At 61.3% G+C, this 21,203-nt stretch carries 14 protein-coding genes; 9 read left to right on the forward strand and 5 right to left on the reverse strand.

Going from position 1 to position 21,203, the window contains the following annotated elements; genetic code table 11:
* Window positions 1–151: 151 nt before the first annotated feature.
* Together IPI01_05610 and IPI01_05615 are read left to right on the forward strand one after the other, a co-directional pair.
* Window positions 152–3,145 carry a histidine kinase gene (locus tag IPI01_05610; protein ID MBK7257275.1) on the forward strand — a complete coding sequence of 998 codons (2,994 nt, stop codon included), beginning with the start codon at window positions 152–154 and terminating at the stop codon, window positions 3,143–3,145.
* A 54-nt stretch (window positions 3,146–3,199) separates the two neighbouring features.
* Window positions 3,200–3,970: a response regulator transcription factor gene (locus tag IPI01_05615; protein ID MBK7257276.1), complete on the forward strand. Its 771-nt coding sequence runs from the start codon at window positions 3,200–3,202 to the stop codon at window positions 3,968–3,970.
* 64 nt (window positions 3,971–4,034) lie between these two features.
* Here IPI01_05615 and IPI01_05620 read toward each other — a convergent pair whose 3' ends face one another.
* On the reverse strand, window positions 4,035–4,487 hold the full coding sequence (locus tag IPI01_05620; GenBank protein MBK7257277.1) for a HEAT repeat domain-containing protein: 453 nt from the start codon (window positions 4,485–4,487) through the stop codon (window positions 4,035–4,037).
* 532 nt (window positions 4,488–5,019) lie between these two features.
* Between IPI01_05620 and IPI01_05625 the strand changes: the two genes are divergently transcribed.
* The 5 genes from IPI01_05625 to IPI01_05645 all read left to right on the forward strand — a co-directional run bounded on the left by IPI01_05625 (window position 5,020) and on the right by IPI01_05645 (window position 13,370).
* Window positions 5,020–8,028, forward strand: a complete 3,009-nt coding sequence (locus IPI01_05625) for a TonB-dependent receptor (GenBank protein MBK7257278.1) — start codon at window positions 5,020–5,022, stop codon at window positions 8,026–8,028.
* An 18-nt stretch (window positions 8,029–8,046) separates the two neighbouring features.
* Window positions 8,047–10,068: a hypothetical protein gene (locus tag IPI01_05630; GenBank protein MBK7257279.1), complete on the forward strand. Its 2,022-nt coding sequence runs from the start codon at window positions 8,047–8,049 to the stop codon at window positions 10,066–10,068.
* Window positions 10,017–11,297, forward strand: a complete 1,281-nt coding sequence (locus tag IPI01_05635) for a T9SS type A sorting domain-containing protein (protein MBK7257280.1) — start codon at window positions 10,017–10,019, stop codon at window positions 11,295–11,297. Before IPI01_05630 ends, IPI01_05635 begins: the two co-directional genes overlap by 52 nt.
* Window positions 11,298–11,310: 13 nt before the next feature.
* On the forward strand, window positions 11,311–12,345 hold the full coding sequence (locus IPI01_05640) for a PorV/PorQ family protein (protein ID MBK7257281.1): 1,035 nt from the start codon (window positions 11,311–11,313) through the stop codon (window positions 12,343–12,345).
* Between the two features lie 194 nt (window positions 12,346–12,539).
* A complete protein-coding gene (locus tag IPI01_05645) occupies window positions 12,540–13,370 on the forward strand; it encodes a nuclear transport factor 2 family protein (GenBank protein MBK7257282.1) in 831 nt (276 codons plus the stop codon).
* Window positions 13,371–13,379: 9 nt separating this feature from the next.
* On the opposite strand, the gene IPI01_05650 is transcribed toward IPI01_05645, so the two are convergent.
* The 4 genes from IPI01_05650 to IPI01_05665 all read right to left on the reverse strand — a co-directional run bounded on the left by IPI01_05650 (window position 13,380) and on the right by IPI01_05665 (window position 18,062).
* A complete protein-coding gene (locus IPI01_05650) occupies window positions 13,380–13,844 on the reverse strand; it encodes a helix-turn-helix transcriptional regulator (GenBank protein MBK7257283.1) in 465 nt (154 codons plus the stop codon).
* 111 nt (window positions 13,845–13,955) lie between these two features.
* On the reverse strand, window positions 13,956–14,900 hold the full coding sequence (locus IPI01_05655) for a hypothetical protein (protein ID MBK7257284.1): 945 nt from the start codon (window positions 14,898–14,900) through the stop codon (window positions 13,956–13,958).
* Between the two features lie 17 nt (window positions 14,901–14,917).
* Window positions 14,918–16,954: a hypothetical protein gene (locus IPI01_05660; protein MBK7257285.1), complete on the reverse strand. Its 2,037-nt coding sequence runs from the start codon at window positions 16,952–16,954 to the stop codon at window positions 14,918–14,920.
* Window positions 16,955–17,084: 130 nt separating this feature from the next.
* The gene (locus tag IPI01_05665; GenBank protein MBK7257286.1) at window positions 17,085–18,062 is read right to left on the reverse strand and encodes an aldo/keto reductase; all 978 of its coding nucleotides are present in this window, start codon (window positions 18,060–18,062) and stop codon (window positions 17,085–17,087) included.
* 171 nt (window positions 18,063–18,233) lie between these two features.
* Between IPI01_05665 and IPI01_05670 the strand changes: the two genes are divergently transcribed.
* Both IPI01_05670 and IPI01_05675 read left to right on the forward strand, forming a co-directional pair.
* Window positions 18,234–19,667 carry an FHA domain-containing protein gene (locus tag IPI01_05670; GenBank protein ID MBK7257287.1) on the forward strand — a complete coding sequence of 478 codons (1,434 nt, stop codon included), beginning with the start codon at window positions 18,234–18,236 and terminating at the stop codon, window positions 19,665–19,667.
* Window positions 19,668–19,709: 42 nt separating this feature from the next.
* Window positions 19,710–21,185, forward strand: a complete 1,476-nt coding sequence (locus IPI01_05675; GenBank protein ID MBK7257288.1) for a rhamnulokinase — start codon at window positions 19,710–19,712, stop codon at window positions 21,183–21,185.
* Window positions 21,186–21,203: the final 18 nt, after the last annotated feature.

The raw sequence follows: 21,203 nt of genomic DNA on the forward strand, positions 1-21,203 counted from the left end.
TTCCTTACGCGCTTCGTCGTGCCTGCCAGGCTTTCCTCCCGGAAATCGGCTACGTTACATCCAGCATGCGACATGGTGTCGATCATGCATACGCGCGTTCTCCGCCGATGGGCCACGGTCCATCGGCCTCAGTCACATGATGAGTGAGATCATGCAGACGATCCGCCTCCTGATAGTCTGTCTGCTCGCCGCGGCCGCGTTGAGCACCGCCGGCGAACGCCCCGTGGGCGGGCTCGATCCTGTCCGGGATATCTCCCATTATGCCCACCGTGCCTGGACCAAGAGGGATGGGCTTCCGCAGAACACTGTTGAGGCCATCGCGCAGACCCACGATGGCTATCTCTGGTTCGGGACCGTTGAAGGGCTTGTCCGTTTCGACGGGGCCACGTTCCGTGTCTTCAATGTGCGCAACACACCTCAGATCGGGATGAACTACATCTCCGCTCTGTGCGTCACCCGCGATAGCAGTCTGTACGTCGGCACCTACGCCGGAACGATCCTCCGCATGCGCGAGGGATACCTCCGCAGGGTGGTCCCCCTGAAAGGCGCGGACCATATGATGGTCCGGCGGATGGTCGAAGACGCCAAAGGGAATCTCTGGGTTGCCACAACCAATGGGCTCTTCGTCGTACGCGGGGATTCCGTTGTCCGCGTGTTCACCGTTGCCGACGGCCTTCCGCTCAACGTGGTGATCTCCGTTTGTGAAGCCGCGGATGGAAGGATCTTCGTCGCGACCGTCGCCGGCATATGGGTCAGCAATGGCGACTGCTTTGAACCCTGGATGCGTGGCCTCACATCAAAAGCGGCCCTGCCGTTTGACTACTCGTTCCTGAGGCAGGAGTCCCTCGAATCGGTCCCTACCGATCTCCTGTGCGACCATGATGGTTCGCTCTGGATCGCGACCCGGTCCATGGGCCTCTTCCGGTTCCACAGCGGGACGCTTACCTCCTTCCGCGGCGTTGAAGGGCCGCACGATGCGCCGATCCAGCGACTCTTCAGAGACCAGCGTGGGACGATCTGGATCGGCACGGCGGGCCACGGGCTCTGGCGGTATGCGGCCGGGAAGTTCTCCTCCTACACGTCCGAGGATGGCCTCTCGGCGGATGAGGTCATGAGTCTGTTTGAGGACCGGGAAGGGAATCTGTGGGTTGGAGTCTCTTCCGCGGGCGTGAACAGATTCACCAACAGCACCTTCACGACATTCCGCGCGGGCTCGTCGGTGGTTGAGAACATGGTCTGGTCGGTCGGAGAGGGCCCGGGAGGGAAGATCTACGCGAGTTCTGCGTCGGGCGCCATCTTCGTTCTTGGCAAGGCGCACTTCGAACCGGCGCCGGAATTGAGTGCGGTCCACAATGGGATCGTCGCCGCCTACCACCAGGACCGGAAGGGGAACTTCTGGTTCGCAGGGAGCGATGGGCTCGTCCGTGTCAGAGATGGAAGGGCCAGGCGCATCGGACACTATGCGGTGACTGCGATCGCCGAGGACCGGCACGGGCGTCTCTGGACTGCCGGGGGCAAAGGCCTCGGGCTCATCGAGAACGACACGGTCATTCCGGTGGCGCTCGGCCCGATGAAAGCGCAGTATGACATCCGTCAGATCTTGTTCGACCGCAGGGACCGCGTCTATCTCGTTACGAGGACCTTCGGCCTTGCCTGGTTCACGCTCCCTCCGCACGGTGGCGGGAAGATGGTCGTCGACTCTTCATCGATACACTGGTCGATGTTGGACGACGGGCCTATGGCTCCCTGGGTCATCACCGCCGCGATCGACACGATGGGCACCATGTGGATCACGACGATGGGGGGCGGCCTGAAAGTGTTCCGCGGCGATTCGACCCGGACCCTGACCCCGGCCGAAGGTGTGCCGGAGGAAGTGATGTACACCGGGCTGGATGACCATGCGGGATGGATGTGGTTCTCGTCCAATAACGGGGTCCACCGGGTGCGGACATCCGAGCTGTACGCATTGCTCGACAACAAGGTGGGTCACGTTGGCTTTGAATCGTTCGGTATCAGCGATGGCATGTATAGCGATGAATGCAACGGCGGGCACCAGGCAAGCGCACTGCGTTCTCAGGACGGCAGGCTCTGGTTCCCGACCACGGCGGGGGTGGTGATGGTGGACACCCGCCGCATGCCGGTGAACGCCGTGCCTCCCGCGGTGGTGATCGAACGATTGGTGGTGGACAATGTCGAAGGGGTGACCCGGTCCGGTGCCGAGTATCCGCCGGGCAATGGCGAGCTCGAGTTCCATTTCATGGGGATGAGTTACGGTGCGCCCGAACGGGTGCGCTACCGGTATCTTCTGGAAGGGTTCAACAAGCAGTGGATCGATGCCGGGGACCGGCACGATGCATTCTATACGAATATCCCGCCCGGAACATACCGCTTCCGCGTCCAGGCGGTGAACGGCAGCGGGGCGTGGAATCTCGAGGGTGCCGCCGTGACGTTCACGCTCCGTCCGCATTTCTATCAGACCTCCTGGTTCGTTCTGCTCGTCGCTGCGGGGGTCATCGGCATCGTCCTGCTCGGGATGTACATGTACAAGCGCTACCGGGACCGGGAGGTCATCGCCTCCCAACTGGAATCCGAACTCGCCCGGGCGCAGGTGCAGATCCTGGAGATGCAACTCCAGCCGCATTTCCTGTTCAACACCCTGAACAGTATCATGGTCCTTATCCGTCAGGAGCCCGATCTGGCAAGCCGGATGGTGGCTCGCCTCAGCGAATTCCTCCGTCTTACCCTGGACAGTGCGGGGATGCAGGAGGTCACGTTGCGGCGTGAGCTGGAGTTCCTTGAGAAGTACCTGCACATCGAACGGATACGGTTCGGCGACCGCCTGCAGATCGAGCAGCATGTTGATCCCGGGGCGCTGGATGCCCTTGTTCCGAATCTGATCCTGCAGCCCATCGTCGAGAACGCCATCCGTCATGGCGTCTCCAGGAAACGCGGCCCGGCCATGATCGCGGTCTCCGCGGAACGATCCAATGGATCGGTCACCCTGCACGTGCGGGACAACGGGGTGGGGCTTCCCACGCGCACAGGCGGGGGAGTCCAGGGAGGGGATCGGGATCAGGAATACACGCCAGAGGCTGCAACACCTGTACGGCAAGGAGTACACGTTCATCCTCGACAGTCCGCCTGAAGGCGGGGTCGATGTTGTTCTCACGTTTCCGTTCCACAGCGGGAGCACCTGATCATGGACCGCATTCGCACACTGATCGTCGATGATGAACCGCTGGCGCGGCGAGGGCTTCGTGCCGCTCTGGAGAAGGACCGGGAGATCGAGATCGTGGATGAGGCCTCTGACGGGCCCGAGGCTCTGGAAAAGATCAGGAGCATCAAGCCCGACCTCGTCTTCCTGGATATCCAGATGCCCGAGTTGAACGGGTTTGAAGTGCTGGACAGCCTTGGTGCGGATGAGATCCCTATGGTGGTCTTCGTCACCGCCTATGACCAGTACGCACTGAACGCCTTCCAGGTCCATGCCCTGGACTACCTGCTCAAGCCCTATGAGGACGAGCGGCTGCTGGAGGCCGTGGACCGTGCGAAGGGCCAATTGCGTCAGAAGAACGGTTCATCCCCGATGAAGCGCGTCCAGGAGATGCTGGATACGACGCGTGCGGAACGTGCGCGCGTTGGCCGCATCATGGTGCGGAGCGGCGGGCGCATCACCTTCGTGCGGGTGGACGATGTGGATTGGATCGAGGCGCAGGGGGACTACATTTGCCTGCATACGCAGGGGAAGAAGCACCTGATCCGCGAGAAGATCAGCGACATGGAGACCCAGCTGTCGCCGGAGAACTTCCTCCGGATCCACCGGTCAACCATGGTGAATGTGACCCGCATCCGCGAGATGCAGCCGATGTTCCATGGCGAGTATGCCGTGGTGCTGCAGGACGGGACGCGGCTCACGATGAGCCGTTCGTTCCGGGACAGGGTGTTCGAGCGGTTGACAGGGACGCAGTGAACAGGTCGGACGCGGATGGCGCCCGGGAGGAGTGGGGCCATCCGCGCTGAGGGTCCGACCCGCGTCAACGGCTTCCGTATTCGACCGGAGCAGCCGGCTTGACAGCAACGAACTCGAACGATCCGGGCTGGACATACTGGTTGTAGAACCAGGCACAGAGGGTCCGGACCCGTTCACTCTCATCGAACTTTGCCGCTTGTTTCACCGCATAGACCCCCCGGGGCTCGCCGATCCGGCACAACGACAACGCTGCCACGATGCGGGATGATTCGTCCTTCTCACTCCGCAGCATCTGCATCAGCGGCACCACCGCCCGGGTGGCCTTCTCCTCGCCGAGCATGAATGCGGCGCTCTCCTTCAGCCCCTTGTTCTGGGCAGAGAGGCCGTTCATCAGGTTGCTGACGATGACATCGCGGGTGACCTTGGGATAGACCATGACCTTGTCTTCCGCCAGTGCCGGTACCGCTATCGCGACAAGCAGTGCCGCAACGACCCCACGCTTCCACGTTGTGCTCATGTTGCCCTCCTGTGATGATGTACTGCTCTTGGTCTCTGCCTGAATATACAGACCCGCGCCCGGAATGGATGCGCAATTGGGACGGAGCCGCCGATTCCTGAGACGAATGTGTCATGGAACAGGATGAGCGTACGTTCCCGACCGTGTGGCGCAGGAGAAGCGCTCGTGCCGCTTCTCCATTCCGGCGTTGAAAACATGCAACTCATCGCAAACGCGTTGTCGTGGCCGCACTCCCGTCGTACCATGAGCTACCATGTGAACCTGAGAGACACGACACCTGCCGGACGGCCTCCGGAGGATGAACAGTCCTGGTGAGTGGAGACGGAGCGTTGCTCCGGCAGGTGAGTGTACAGGTCATGGACAGGGAGGTGATGCAGTGCACGATTTGCTACTCCTTTCGTAGTACCGGCGGTTCCCCCAGTACCCGTCTTCGTCCCGGCCGCATGAGGGTGCGGGCGCAAGCGCGTGTGTCCCTACGTACGCGCGCTCGGGCGTGGACACAGTCATTCACTATCCCCAAGGGAGATATCCCATGAAGTCACAACGGATACTGCTTGTGACGCTCCTGCTGTTGATGCCGGCGCTGGTGCTGGCCTCCGGCAAGATCCGTGGCAAGATCGTCGATAAGGACAGCCGTGATGCGCTCGTTGGTGCCAATGTCTCGGTCATCGGGACGGCGCTGGGCGCAGCAGCGGATGTCAACGGCGACTACATGATCCTCAACGTTCCCCCGGGTGTCTACACCCTGAGGGCAACGTTCGTCGGGTACGCGGCAACGACGGTGTCGAACGTCCGCGTGAACAACGACCTCACCACCACGATGGATTTCGCCCTCTCGACCGAGGCCGTTGCGCTGCAGGCCGTCGAGATCGTTGCCGAACGCCCGCTGGTGAATCGGAGCGCCACCAACGCGGTGCGCATCAATACCGCGGAGGACATGGCCGCCCTGCCGGTCCGCGGTGTCAATAACATCCTTGCCCTGACCCCGGGTGTGGTCCTGCAGGATGGCGCGGTCTTCATTCGCGGCGGGCGTCAGGATGAGACGGGGTACTACCTCGAAGGCGTGAACATCCGCAATCCTCTCACCGGCGCACGGGCGGTGACGCTGGTCCAGGATGCCATCGAGGAGATCCAGGTGCAGGCCGGCGGCTACAGCGCCGAATTCGGCGGGGCCAATGCCGGTATCATTCAGCAGCAACTCCGGACCGGGACCTCCCAGTGGAAGGCCAGCATGCAGTACATCACGGACAATGTGACGTTCAAGCAGAAGGCCAACGCATTGGACGGGAAGAAACGCGTGGGCGCGAACTGGTTCGGGTACAATGAACTGACCACGAGTCTGAGCGGTCCCGTGCTTTCGGACCGGATCAAGGTGTTCGGGCTCTTCAATTACCTGTATCAGCGCGATCAGAACCCGCTGCCGTACCCGGGCATCGACATCGGGGAGGTGGTCGGTCAGACCGGCGATACGATCAACCTCACGTATCCGGCAGGTGCGTTGCGGCGGAACCCCCGTCTCGACCTGACAGGGACGGCCACGGTCATGGTGGACCTTTCTCCCGTGACGCTCCGTCTGGCGGGGACGTTCACGGGCACCACGCAGTACAATGCGTACAATTCGCATCGCAACGCGGGTGCCATCGCGAACATCTACAACGAAGGCCGCATCGAAGAGATCAACCAGCGGAACGGCTCAGCCAGTCTGAAAATGACCCACCTGTTGAGTCCGACATCATTCTATGAAGTGACGCTGGGGTATTTCCTGCAGACCCAGAAGCAGTGGGACCCCTACCTGCAGGATGATTTCCTGCACTATGGCGACAGTGTCGCGAATGCGAACGCCGGCTGGGCGTGGAACCGCTCTACCACGGACATCGCCACCGGACAAACGGGGCGGTATCTCCGTCCGACCCGCAAGATCCTGTATGACTTCGCGTTCAATGCGCCCGGCGATGTCCTCGCTGCCTACGCGAAATTCCGTCGCGAGAACCTGAGCGCGAGTGGTGCGTACGTCACGCAGATCGGCAAGGAACACTCGATCAAGATCGGCGGCGAATTCCAGCGCTATACCATCCGCAACTATTCCTGGGCGAACGAGCCGGTCTTCACGCTGGCGGGTTTGATGGCTGCCAACGATGCGCTGGCGGACGGGAATCCGAACAAGGTCTCGCGCGAGCAGATCCTCATCAATTCCGGGGTCAACAACTACGGCTATGACGTCTGGGGGAATGAGACGAGCGGCAGCGGATTCATGGGCCCCCGGCATCCCGTGTTCGCTTCAGCGTACATCCAGGACAAGATCGAGTACAACGATCTCGTGATGAACATCGGGGTACGCTACGACTACATCAACATCGACAACTATGCCTATGCGGATGCTTCGCGGCCGGAACTGGCCATCGATCCGTACAATGGTGCCATCAATCAGGCCGGGTTGGTGAAGACCGGTGCGTTCCACGGCATCAGCCCCCGTATCGGGCTGTCCTTCCCGGTCACGGACCGGACGGTGTTCCACACCCAATTCGGTCAGTTCGTGCAGCAGTCGCGCCTGGCGGACGTGTACAACGGATTGTATTTCATCGGCAACAACGTCCGTGGCGGATTCTACATCCACAGCCCTGTTGGCTATGATGTGCGTCCGACCCGTACCACGCAGTATGAGATCGGCTTCACACAGCAGATGGGCGATTTCGCGTCCTTCGATGTCACGGCGTACTACAAGGATATCAAGGACCAGGTGGTCTATGAACAGTGGGATACGGCACCCAGCTCCCCGATCGGCGCCTACTCGGTGCTGACGAACGGCGATTTTGCCACCACCAAGGGTGTCGAGGTCACGTTCAACATGCGCCGCACGAAGCGCCTGCAGGCGAATGCATCGCTGTCGTTCCAGGACGCCCGCGGTACGGGTTCTTTCCCGAACTCCGCCCGTGGCATCGTGGGTGCGCCGCTTGACGGCGTGACGCAATTCAAGCCGCTGTATGTCTCGCCGTTGGAGTACAACAACGCCATCCGGGGCAACATGAACGTGGACTACCGGTTCAGCGAGAATGAAGGCGGCCCGATCCTCGAACAGCTTGGTGCGTCCGTCCTGCTCTCGTTCAACAGCGGTCACCCCTTCACACGGGGCATCGGTGGTGCCGACCTCGAAGGCGATGCCCGCAGCCGGTCACCGATCGAAGCGTTGAATGGTTCCACGACCCCCTGGGTCTTCCAGGTGGACCTGCGCATCGACAAGACCTTCCGTCTGTTCAATACCCTGAATGCGAACGTCTTCATCTATGTCATCAACCTGTTCGACGCGCAGAACGTCCAGAACGTCTTCCTGCGGACCGGGTCCGCGGATGACGATGGTGTGCTGAGTACGCCATCACTCGGCGGTGCGCTGGTCAACACCTACGGCTCCCGCTATGCCGATGTCTATCGGGCCATCAACGTCGATTACTACGAACGCTATCAGAACGCCGTCGGTCTGCAGACCGTCCCCTATTTCTATGGTCCGCCACGCCAGGTCCGGTTTGGCATCCGGCTTGACTACTAAACGGGAGGAATACGATCCATGAAACGACTTGTCATCATTCTCCTCATGTTGCTCCTGACCGGTGCGCTTGCGTCGGCCCGTGACGACGGACGCCGTCCGGCGGACCCATCGCGGCTCGCGAAGACCACCGGTTCTCCCGTCTACACCTACATGAACATCAACAACATCTCAACGGTCTACAGGAACGACGGGACCTCGGACATCGATGTTGCGCAGCAGAACTCGGGACTGGTGTTCCCGAAGGGAAGCAGGAAGACCGCGATGTATTCGAGCGGGTTGCTCTGGGCCGCACGCATCGCAGGTGATCCGCAGGTGCGTGTCGGTGGAGCCGGACACCGCTCGGGCCTGCAGCCCGGCCGGATCCTGCCGAACGGCTCACCGGAGGATCCGAACCTCGCGCACGTGCGGATCTACCGCGTACGGCCGGACTACAGGACCGCCGACCTGAGCGCGGAGATCGCCGACGAGAGACGGACCGCAGCGGAGATCCGTGGTCAGTACGCCACGGACTGGCAGGAGTGGCCGGCACAGTATGGCGCTCCCTACAAGGATGTCGATAGCAACGGGACATTCGATCCAAGTGTTGACGTTCCCGGTTTTCCGGGCGCAGACCAGACCATCTGGTATGTTGCGAATGACCAGAACTCCACCAACACCTCGAATCTCTACGGAACGCAACCGCTGGGGATCGAGTGCCAGGTGACCAGCTGGGCCTATGCGCAGGAAGGGCCGCTCGGCAACATGGTCTTCAGGAGCTTTGTGCTCATCAATAAGAGCAGTCAGCGGCTCGATAGCATGGTCGTAGCCATGTGGTCGGATCCGGACCTCGGGTTTGCGGAAGATGACTACGTTGGGTGTGATACCTCGCTGAGTCTGGGGTTCATCTACAACGCGTCGAACGTGGATCAGACGTACGGTTCGCTTCCGCCGCCGGCCGCGGGGTTCGACTTCTTCCAGGGGCCGATCGTCGCAGAGGCCGGGGCCACGGCCACGTTCCGCGGGAAGTACATCCAGGGGTACAAGAACCTGCCGATGACCTCGTTCTTCTATTTCATCCGGGCAGATCAGACGCTTGCGGATCCGGTGCAGGCGGACCCCGCCGGAGCAACGCAGATGTACAACTTCATGCGCGGCAAGGTCGGCTTGACCGGACAGTACTTCCTGGACCCTCAGGGAAATCCGACGACCTACGTGTTGACGGGTGATCCCGTTGCGGGTACCGGCTGGCTCGACGGCCAGCAATATCCTGCCGGTGACCGTCGTATGGGCCTTGCATCCGGTCCCTTCAGCATGGCCCCGGGCGACACGCAGGAAGTGGTGATCGCCGAGATCTGTGCCGGGGCGATCCCCGGTGTCGATCGACTGACGGCCATCAACCTGCTCAAGTTCTATGACAAGTCGGCACAGCTGGCCTACGATAACTTCTTCAGCTTGCCTGCGCCGCCGTCAGCACCAAAGGTGACCGTCACGGAACTGGATGAAGAGATCCTCTTGAATTGGGGATCCGATCAGGCGGCTGTTGCGGCGACCGAGGGCACGGACAACCGGGGATTCAAGTTCCAGGGCTACAACGTCTACCAGCTCCCGTCGGCCGGTGCCACGATCACCGAAGGGAAGCGGATCGCTGTCTACGATCTGGCAGGTGATGGCATCACCCGCGTCACGGACCAGGTGTTCGACCCCGCCGTCGGCGTTGTCACATCCAAGGTGGTGCAGCTCGGAACAGACAGCGGGATCAAGCGCTTCGTCAGCGTGAATGCGGACGCCTTGAAAGGTGGGACCCCGTTGGTGAACGGGCTGCGGTACTTTTTCGCCGTGACGTCCTACGCCTACAATGCCGATCCGAACGCGGTACCGAACAACCTGGAGAACCCGCTGCAGATCATCACGGCCGTCCCGCATGCAAATGATCCGGGTGTGCGCTACAGTGGCGCCGCGGGTGATACGGTGCAGCCGGTCAGCCATGCGGGAGCAGCGATGGGAGCGTCGTGCCGATCGTTGTCGATCCCGGACGGACCAGCGGTCAGAACTACAAAGTGAAGTTCGAGGACAACGCCGGGACGGTCACGTGGAAACTGGTCAATGTGTCACGTGGCGATACGGTGCTGCGGGGACAGACGAACCAGTCCGGCGATGACGATTATCTCGTGGTGGATGGCCTGCAGGTGAAAGTGCTTGGCCCACCCGCAGGCATGAGGGGATACGCGACCGCAGCCAATGGGCAGCGCGATATCACGTTCGCGGGTGCGGATCCGAACGGTAGCTTTGCCGACCTCGAGGGGTACAGCCATGCGATCGGCAATGCGTTCGGGCACTGGTTCAGCGGGTCGACAGTGACGCCCGACCGTCTCAAGAACGTGGAGATCCGGTTCGCGGACGCGGACGGCACCTGGGATCCGAAGGCGGCACAGACGGGGAATTTCTCGAAGGCGTACCGGTATGTGCGCAGCGCTGCGAATGCAGCAGCAAAACCGGAGTTCGCGCCGTGGATCGTCAATGCGGGCGCCGGGTATGCCTATCAAGACTACAATTACAGCGTTCCTTTTGCAGCGTACGATATGGAGTCGAATCCGCCGCGGCGCCTTGCGGTTGGCCATCTGGAGAACAACCAGCCGAACGGCACGGTGGACGGCCGGTACTGGCCTCCGGCACATACCGACGCGGATGTTGACAACGCCGCCGGCGGGCGGACGCGCGAATGGTTCTTCATCTTCGATGCGCCGTACACCGAGACGCCGGAAGCAGCACTGCAGGTCGACATCCTGAACGAGACCACACCGATGTTGTGGTGGGGGATCGTGACCCGGCGGGCGGTGGACCCGAATCTCGCTGGTAATTTCCGGTCCTCCACGGTCTTCACCATCCAGGCGAACCATGTCAACGGCGTGAGCGATGAATTCTCCTTCACGGCGCCGGCGGTGACCTTTGATGCCGCGGCAGCCAAGGCTGATGTCGGGCAGATCAATGTGTTCCCGAATCCCTACTATGGCGTGAACACCGAGGAGATCAACAAATACAACCGGTTCGTGACGTTCTCCCACCTTCCGCGGGAAGCGAGGATCCGCATTTATAACCTCGCCGGCGTGCAGGTGCGCGACATCCAGAAGAATTCCGCATCGCAGTTCGAGCGGTGGGATCTGGCGAACGAGTCCGGACTCCCGGTCGGGAGCGGACTCTATATCGTGCACATCGACATGCCCGCGCTCGGATCGACGAAGATCCTGAAGCTGGCGGTTGTGCAGGAACAACAGATACTCGATCGGTTCTAAAGGACATCATCCCATGAAAACTACCTATCGTTCTGTGAGCATCCTTGCCCTGGCGGCCTTCATGGCGTCGGCGGCGATGGGCGGCGCCGGGAACCGCGCGGGTACCAGCGGTGCGACCGAGTTGCTCATCCCCGTGGGCACACGTGACATCTCCCTTGGCGGTGCCACGATCGCAACGACACGCGGCATCGAAGCATTGCACTATAATCCGGCCGCACTCGGCCAGATGAAGAACAGTGCCACGGTCTATGTCTCGCACATGAGCTACATCGCGGATATCGGCATCAACTACGGTGCCATCGCCGCGAATTTCGAGGGCTTCGGCGTGCTGGCGCTGAACCTGAAGGCATTGGACGTTGGTGATATTCCGGTCACGACCACGACCAACCCTGACGGCACGGGCAAGACCTTTGCGCCACAGTTCTTCAGCGTCGGACTCACGTTCTCCCGCATGCTGAATGACCGCATCGGTGTTGGTGTGACGTCGAAGATCATCACCGAGCGGATGGGCGATGTGAGTGCGTCTGGAGTTGCGTTTGATATTGGCGTGATGTATGATAACATGGCTGCGATCAACGGGCTGAGCCTTGGCATCGCCGTGAAGAATATCGGGCCGTCCATGCAGTTCGGCGGATCCGGACTTCTGACACAGGCGACCGTGGATGCACAGCACCGGCCGGACGGCATCTATCAGGTCCAGACCGCCGCGTTCGAACTCCCGTCATCCATCGAGTTCGGACTCGGGTATCGCCAGGGCATCGATGACGCCAACTCCCTCGAAATGTCGGGCGCGTTCCAGAGCAACAACTTCTCCGACGACGAGTACAAGCTCGGCATGGAGTACTCCTATCAGGACCTCTTCTTCGTGCGCGGCGGGTACAACTTCGCTCAGAAGGAGACCGATGAGCGGCAGTTCCTGTTCGGTGCCAGCTTCGGCGCCGGCGTGAAGTATGCCCTCGGGAACATGGACATCAGTGTGGACTACGCCTACCGTTCGGTGAAGGTGTTCGATGCCAACCATGTCTTCTCGGTGAAGCTGGGATTCTAGCAGCGGCAGGGAAGAGGGAAGCCGGAGGAAGAGCAGCAAAGGAGAGGTCGTGTGGCGGGCGGTACGCATAGGACACGGACCGTCTGCCTCCGGCCCATCTGATGAGAGATGCGTGCAACGAGCAGCATGCGGGCTCGTTGCACGCTTCTCATCAGGCGTGACCATGATCCTCAGCACAGCAAGGAGTCAGCGTCATGGGTATGCTTCTGATGCTTCTGGGTCTTCTCGGCGGGCAGCCGGACACCACGACGTTGTTCCGGGCGGAAAGGGAGTTTGCTGCGCGGGCACTGACGCATGGCGTTGATTCCGCCTTCCTCGGTGCACTTGCCCCCGATGCCGTGCTGTTCCGTCCGGGCCCGGTGAATGGCCCGAAGTGGATCCGCGAGCATCCCGGCAAACGTTCGACACGTCTTGTGTGGGGTCCGCGGGCCGGTGCCGTGTCTGCTGCGGGTGACGTCGGAGTGACGACGGGTCCATGGAGCCTCACCGATACGGCAAAGCCGGATGCGTCACCCTGGCACGGACACTTTCTCTCCATCTGGGAGCGGCAAGGGAACGGAGAGTGGAAGGTCGCCGTGGATATCGGGATCGCACATCCTCTGCCCGCTCCCGACGCCATGATGGGCCGGTTCGACCAGCACCTGTGGGGCGACGTGCCGGCCGGGCCTGCGGGAAGCAGTACGAGTGATGCGTTATTGAAAGCGGAAGAGGAACTCCTGCTCGCGATCGACCGCGCAGGGACGCGCACGCCTTTCCTGGATCGCATCGCTCCGGATGCCGTGTTCTTCCGGAATGGCGAGCCACCCATCACCGACCACGGCCGGATCAAGAAGCTGGTGGGAGAGACGATGTCCCCATTCGCATGGCGGCCGGCGAAAGCTGCGGTCGCTTCCTCCGGCGACCTTGCCTATTCGTACGGATCGTACGTTGCCGGGAATGAGCGGGGGAACTACATCAGGGTGTGGAGACTATCACCGCAGGGGGATTGGCTGATCCTCATGGATCTGACCGACCCGGATGCCTGACCCGGGCGTTCAACCGATCGCTTGATGTGCAAGGTGCCCGCCGGGGAGCCAGTCCTCGCCGACACCATAGATGTGCCGCAGATGCCAGAGCACGCCGGGCTTCGGGAGACACACGTCCTTTTCCCATCGCTCCACCGCGACCCAGGAATACCCGATCTTGCCGGCTGCTTCGCGCAGCGTCAGGCCCGCACCTATCCGTGCTCCGCGGAGCCGCTGCCCGAATGTTGCACCGAACCGTTTCGCGTTCATCAGACGGTCGATCACCGCATCCACCTCGCTACGCTTCCCGTCGGAGACCGGTATCCGTTCGTACAACACCTGCCAGACGTACTGCCGCGAAACGCCAAGTTGCATGGCAACATCGGTGATCGTGATCCCCCAGGGGCGCATACGGTGACGTGCATCGGCACCCCAGGAATCGCTGTGCGGACGCTCCCTCTTGCCGAGGGAAATGATGGGCGTGGTGTGTTCCATGGATAGTCCATGATACCATCCCTGGCACCAGTTCCCAAACTGAACGAGACAGAATGCAGATGGTTGAGACGAGTCGCGGGAAAACCCCGACGACTTCCCACAGCCTTCTGTTCAGCGCATCAGGAACCCGATCGCCGCCTTCATGAGGGCTTCACGGTCCGCCCGCTGTATCAGGGTTTCGAACGGGAACCCGAAAAGGACAAGTGAGGCGTCTCCCTTGTACCCGACCGCAGCACTGATACCGTTCTCCGCATAGCGCATCAGGATGCGTCCGCCCCGAACAGGCCCGATCCCCTCCGGTGCATCCACCAGGTAGAGCGAGTCGCTGAGCGCCGTGTTGAACTGTACGGTCGTCCCCGCCGGGAGGAATTGGGTGTCCACGCTTGCAACCATCCCGCTCCAGGACGCATGGCCGGCGACCAGAACGGTCTTCAGAGTTTCACGGCTGAAACGGATCCCGCTGCTGTCACCCTTCGGCGCTGACCACAGATCTTCTGCCCACTTGCTGCCGGACACCATGAGGCGTCCGCCTCCGGCCAGGTACCTCGTGACCGCATTCCGCAGCGGAACCGGAAACGCCTCGAACCGGACACCGTGGAGGGAGTCGAGGAGCGGACGCACCCGCGGTGTCGCACACTCTTTGCCGAGGATCAGGTCCACGACGGCAAACTGCGGGAGCAGGACCATCGAATCCATCACGGCTTCGTCGCTGCATGATACGAAGGATCTTCCTGCAGCACGGATCGCTGCGCCATGGATCGCCGGAAAATCGAAGGTGTTGCCGGCCACGATCCGCGTCTCATCATCGGCATAGCTTGCCCCGAATCCCGGGTCGTCGTTGGACCGGAAGGAGGATGCGGGCCGGAAGTCGTGTTGCCTGCCGCTGAAGTTGTAATCGGTCCGGTCCGGCACTCCTGCATCGACCATGTTCAGGAAGCCGGCGAATTCCGGCGTCGTGACCGTTGCGGGGGCAGCGATGCGGTCGAATCCATTCACGATGAGGATGGGTTTGTCATCGCCGGGGACACGGCAGACCGACACGATCTCCGAGGGCATGCTCTGTCCGCCGTCGTTTACCGCGCACACTTTGAATCCGTACAACACCCCGGACGCGGGTCCGGCATCCTCCATACGGGCGATTCGACCAGGCGGCCATTGTCGAATCCACCATCACCCGTGCGGACATAGACCACATACCGGTCGGGGACGGCGGTCGGCTCAAGCGGGTCGATGACCGGTTGCCAGCGCAGGAGCACACCGCCCGTGGATGTGAACTCGGCGGCGAGGTGGTCCACCGGGAGGGGTTGCACCGTCGGGGCAGGCCCGGCAGGATCCGCGAGATAGCGCAGCATCGACTTATAGATCGCCCGCGACACATCGAACCTGAATTGCGGATCGAGCATGAACTTCATGTCCAGGAAATTCTGGTGCGACAGAAGTTCGAGGAGCACGCCGGGGAAATTGGGCCGCACGGCCTCGCTGTAGTCCGCGTTCCGCAGATCACGCCGGCGCCACGCCGGATCGTGCAGCCGCCGGATGTCGTCCACGATCTGGGTCTGCATGATATCCGCAAGGTCCCTGTTCGCAAGGCGCGACACCCCGTCAGGGAATACCCGTGCCGAATCATAGCCCTCCACGCTGTAGATCAGCAGTGTGCCGATCGTTGTATCGTTCTTCGTGATGCCTGCGTCCGTGTGGAAGGCAAGTGACAGGTCGATCGGTATGCCCAGGCCGGGAACGGAACGGTCGCGGTTCGGGCCGTACGGAGCACCGTACAGGAAGTTGCCGTACTCTGCCCTGCTCTGATAGTCGTCCTTATAATCGTTGGTGTTGCCGTTCATGTTGTAGACCAGGGTGTCCGGCATCCCGGAGAATTGCAGGTAGTAGCGGGCACCCTCGAGGAAACGGGGCCGCCCGCTGGTCTTGCCCTCGCGCTCCACAACACCCATACCGCCGCCGAAACGCACGGCATCCGCACTGAGCCGGAGTCCGGGTATCGACCCCGCAGTTGTCAGGAGCACGCTGCCGCTGTCGGGTTGCGCACCCTTGCGGAATGTGAACGTGCCGAGGTAGTGCCAGGTGCCACCGCCCACGTGCTGGTCGACCCTGAATTCCGTGCTGCCTCCGGCATGATAGACCGTGTACCGTGCATCGTGCGTACTGCTATCCGACGACTGCCACGTGATGGACACGGCGTACGATCCATACACCGGGATGTCCGGTATCCAGCGGATGCTTCCGTTGCCCTGAAGGTCGGTGCGGGTCCATCGGGAGGTGCCGAGCGTGAACGGATTGATGTTCGCGGGGTACGAGCGCGCGGCACGGAACCCTGCGGGGAGGATGCGCCATGCATCCTGCCGCGGCAGGATCTTCTCTGAAGATCCCGCAGGGACCGAATCGTTGTCGATGGTCACTTCGTGTGGTTGCGTGTCCCGTTCGCGCGGAAGGAAGACGCGCGCTCCCGCGTTCTCGATCATCGGTACGAGATAGGGGAGCGTGAACGATAATGGCCCGAGATCCTCGACGGATTGGAAGAGGCGTGGACGTTGCCACTCCCACCGCTTCTCACCCGCGCTGTAGTACCAACCGTGACTGTGCCAGAGGAGGATATTCCTGTTCTGCAGTCCGCGCGATGGGTAGGCGGGTTGACTGGTGTTGAGTACGACGGGCTCGGGGCGGGGGAGATGATAGCGCGGGATGCGTGTCGTGTCGATCGGTGCAGCCGGTCTCCGGTACACATTGGGCACAAGTTCGGCGAGTGGCACGCCGAGCGAGCGCACATCGAATTGGTATGTTGCGAACTCTTCGCCGAAATATCCACGCACACCCGCGAGCACCCGGTCGACCACATCCGGCCGCACCGGTTGTCCTGCGAATTCCTTGCTCAGCGCGATGTGCACCACCCGGGTGGAATCATCGATCCGCAGTGAATCCAGCTTCGAACCGGGCGGGGCAGGGAACGAGAGCTCTGCCCTGGAGAGGGCCAGTCCGAAGGAGCGTTCACGCTCCTGGTGCGTCGGTACCGTCGCCACACACCCCGCCAGCACAACGGCGAACGTGCACGCGATGATGTATCGGTCAAGAGAGGGACGAACAGGTCTGATGGTCATAACGGGTGCCCTGTGCAAAGGATGGAGCGGTCCGGCCGGAGCATCGGCTGTATCCCCGATGCCGGCCGGGTGAGTCATATCAGTGCGAAGAACGGTTCCCGCCCCGGAGGCGGGCACATGGGGCAGGGGATCAGTCCGGGTCAGAGTAGAAGTTCTTATCCCAGGCGTGATGGCGCAATTCCTCGATGATCGCCGCGGGGAGTTGCCGTCCATCGGACACGGCGCAGTTGCTGTCGACGTTGCGTACCGAGCGCATGCCCGGGATCACCGTGGCGACAGCCGGGTGATGAAGGCAGAAGCGAAGTGCCAGTTCCGGCAATGTCGTGGCTTCCTTCCCGAGCACCGTACGGAGCCTCTCGACCCGGTTGAACACCTGTTGCTTCCGGTCGCCCTTGAAATATCTGTTGCGCCAATCCCCGGGGGGAAATGTTGTATCCGGGCGGATAGTGCCGGTCAGGGCTCCCTCATCGAAGGGGCACCGAACGATAACACCAACGTTGTTGGCATGGCATACCGGGAACAGATCATCCTCAGGTTCTTGATCGAAGATATTATAGATGACCTGGACAGCATCGATCTTCCCGGAACGGACGGCTTTCACCGCGTTGGAGGGTTGGTGGTCGTTGATGGAGATGCCGATACTTCTGATCTTTCCCTCGGATTTCAGGGTGCTGACCGCCTCATACCACTCCGCCACGTCCGTCCAGTCGTCCAGCCAAACATGCAGCTGCTGAAGGTCGATCGTCTCGACCCCCAGGTTCTTCAGGCTCTTCTCGGTCGACTCTATTATATGGCTGTACGGAAAGGCCTTCCCCAGCGGCGTGCCGGTACGGGCGGGCCAGCCCATGTTCTTCGGAGGGATCTTCGTCGCTATGTACATCGGACCCGGTCGTTCCTTGAGGAACTTCCCGATCAGCTGCTCGCTATGCCCCTCACCGTACACCAGGGCGGTATCCAGGAAATTCATGCCGAGATCCGCAGCGCGATGGAGGGCTCTGAGGGATTCCTGATCCTCGGCCCCGAGCCACATTGTTCCGCCCATCCCCCACGTACCGAATCCGATCTCTGAGATCTTGAGGCCGGTTCGCCCGAGTATCCGCTCTTGCATTCGATGATCCCCGTGAAAAAAGACAAAAAGCCCCGGTCCCGCCCGAACGGGCATCCCTGAGGCAGAATTGAGGTCCGCAGAATGTAAAGTATAGCAACACGACCTTACAAACACAAGCCTGCGCGAGGAATCTCTGCTTGTGCATTGATCTCGCATTTAGTAGATTGCGCCATGGAAATCAACCCTGCCGATGCGATCAAGACGGTTGTCCGCCCGAAGATCCACGTAACACTTGAGCGGGACGGCGTCCCGGAACTCCGCCTGAAGTTCACGGACGAGTTCGTCATCGGTAACGATCCCTCCTGCGATATCGTCCTCCCGGATACCGATGTCAGCCCGCAGCACGCAAAGGTGTGGTATGCCAAAGGGATCTGGCATATCAAGGACCTTGGCAGCCGGACCGGCACATACGTCGATGGGAAGCAGATCAAGGAGGCCGAGATCAAGGAGGAGTGCCGGGTGCTGTTCGGCCTTGGCGGGCAGATACTGACGCTTGATGTCGCCGAGCTCCCCCATCAGGTGGTTTCACGCCAGCTCCGCGAGGTGTTCCGCTCCTCAGGGTACGTCCCCATAGCGTTGTATCGCGTTGTCCTCCGCCGACTTCTCCGTCGGGTGCTCCGTCTGCACTCGAAACGGTATGTGCGGGTCATTGGTGTGCTGGTGGTCTTCGGGGCCATCGCCGCCTGGATCGCGTACCAGAAGCAATCCGAGTTGAATGAAACGAGGGACCTGGCCCAATCCGTCTTCTACAGGATGAAGACCTTTGAGCTCACGCTGTCGCAGTTGGAAGAGGATCTCCGCGACACCACGGCATCCGGGCGTATCGTCGGACAGAAGGCGGAGTTGCAGCAATTGAGTGATGAGTACGACAAGTTCATCGGCCAGCTTGGTGTCTATGACGGCATGGATGAGACCGACCGGCTGATCTACAAGACCGCGCGCATATTCGGTGAGTGTGAGCTGTCCATGCCATCCGGTTTCGCGGATGAAGTGCGGCGGTACATCGGCATCTGGAAGTCGTCCAACCGTCTGCCGAAGGCCCTTGAGCGGGCGGCGACGGCGAAGTATCCCGAGCGGATCACCGGTGCATTGCACGATCAGCAGATGCCTCCTCAGTTCTTCTTCCTGGCTTTGCAGGAAAGTGAATTCGACAGCACAGCGGTGGGACCTTCGACAAGGTACGGGATCGCAAAGGGGATGTGGCAGTTCATCCCGAGTACGGCGAAGCAATTCGGCCTCCGGACCGGCCCGCTGGTCGCGTTCTCCCGCATGGATCCGTTGGATCAACGCCACAATGTCGACCTGGCCTCTGCCGCGGCCGCACGCTATCTCCGTCGGATCTACAGGGGAGAAGCCCAGGCATCAGGATTGCTCGTCCTGGCGTCGTATAACTGGGGTGACAATGCGGTGCGGGGGCTGATCAGGGCGATGCCCGAGAACCCCCGTGAGCGCAATTTCTGGAAATTCCTGGAGACCCATCGCAAACGGATCCCCAAAGAGACGTATGATTACGTGTTCCTCATTTTTTCTGCTGCTGTGATCGGCGAAAATCCGGAATTGTTCGGGTTTTCGTTCCCCAAACCGCTGCGTGATGCAGCGCACTAAATATGTGACCCTATCCTTCGTACCTTATTTCACAGAACAACTATGAACGGACGTGATCTTCTTGCTTTTGATTTCGGGGCAAGCAGCGGCCGTGCCATCCGTGGAACATTCGATGGCTCGCGGCTTTCCTGTACAACGGTCCATCAGTTTCCCAATGGGCCTGTTGAGTTCCAGGGGCATCTGTACTGGGACTTCCTCAGGTTCCTTGTCGAGATAGAAGAGGGCATCCGCCGGGCGGTCCGGAGCGGGGGGGGGCCGGTCTCCTCTATTGGTATTGATACCTGGGGGGTCGATTTCGGCCTGCTCGACCATCAGGGCGACCTGCTTGGCAATCCCTATCACTACCGGGACCGCCGGACAGAAGGGATGTTCGAAGCAGCATGTGCGAGGGTTCCGAAGGAGGAGATCTTCCGGACCACCGGTATCGCGTTCCAGCCCTTCAACACGCTCTTCCAGCTGCTTGCGATGAAGTTGCAGAAGCCCATGGTGCTGGACAAGGCGGGAACGCTGTTGATGATGCCTGACCTCCTGGCGTATGCGCTGACAGGAGAGCGGGGGACCGAGTACACGGACGCCAGCACGTCGCAACTTCTGGATGCGTCGGCCCGGACGTGGAGCGATACCATTGTGACGGCCATGGGTTTCCCCCGGGAGATCTTCACCCCGATCTCCGCTCCCGGAACGGTTCGTGGCACATTGCGCGGAGCCATTGCGGCGGATTCCGGAGCGGGCCCGGTGCCCGTCATTGCCGTCGCGGGACATGATACGGCCTCTGCCGTCGTTGCGGTACCGCTTTCCGGTCCGCGATCGGCGTATCTGAGCAGTGGAACATGGTCGCTCCTCGGGCTCGAAACGGCGACCCCGTGCGTGGATGCGGCGAGCATGAAGGCCAACCTCACGAACGAGGGTGGATTCGGCAACCAGATCCGGCTGCTCCGCAACGTGATGGGCCTCTGGATGGTCCAGGAATGCAAACGCGAGTGGGAAGCCGCCGGCGACACTGTGAGTTACGATGAACTCGTGCGGAAGGCGGAACAGAGCGCCGGGCTTGGATCATTCGTTGATCCTGATGCTCATGTCTTCTATGCACCCGGCCCGATGGAGCAGCGCATCCGGGAGTTCTGCCGGAGCACCGGACAGCAGGTCCCCGATGGGCAGGGCGCCATTGTCCGCTGCATCTATGAGAGCCTCGCGCTGAAATATCGCTGGGCGGTCGAGCAGCTTGAAGCTGTCACCGGTTCCCGCGTGGATGAATTGGTGATCGTCGGCGGCGGAGCGCGTAACCTGCTGTTGAACCAGTTGACGGCGAACGCGCTGAAGCGTCCCGTGGCCGCAGGGCCGTCCGAGGCTACGGCGATCGGGAACCTGCTCGTCCAGCTGCATGCGTTGGGTGAGGCACAGGGATTGACGGAGATGCGGGAGATCGTGCGTGCTTCGTTCCCCGTCACGCGGTTCGAGCCGAAGGAGGGAGCTGCCTGGGACGGCGCGTATGAGCGTTTCCTGCGGCTGATCAAATGACCCAACAAGGACGCTGTC

It is taken from the genome of Ignavibacteriota bacterium (genome assembly GCA_016707525.1).
Classification (GTDB): domain Bacteria; phylum Bacteroidota; class Ignavibacteria; order UBA10030; family UBA6906; genus JAGDMK01.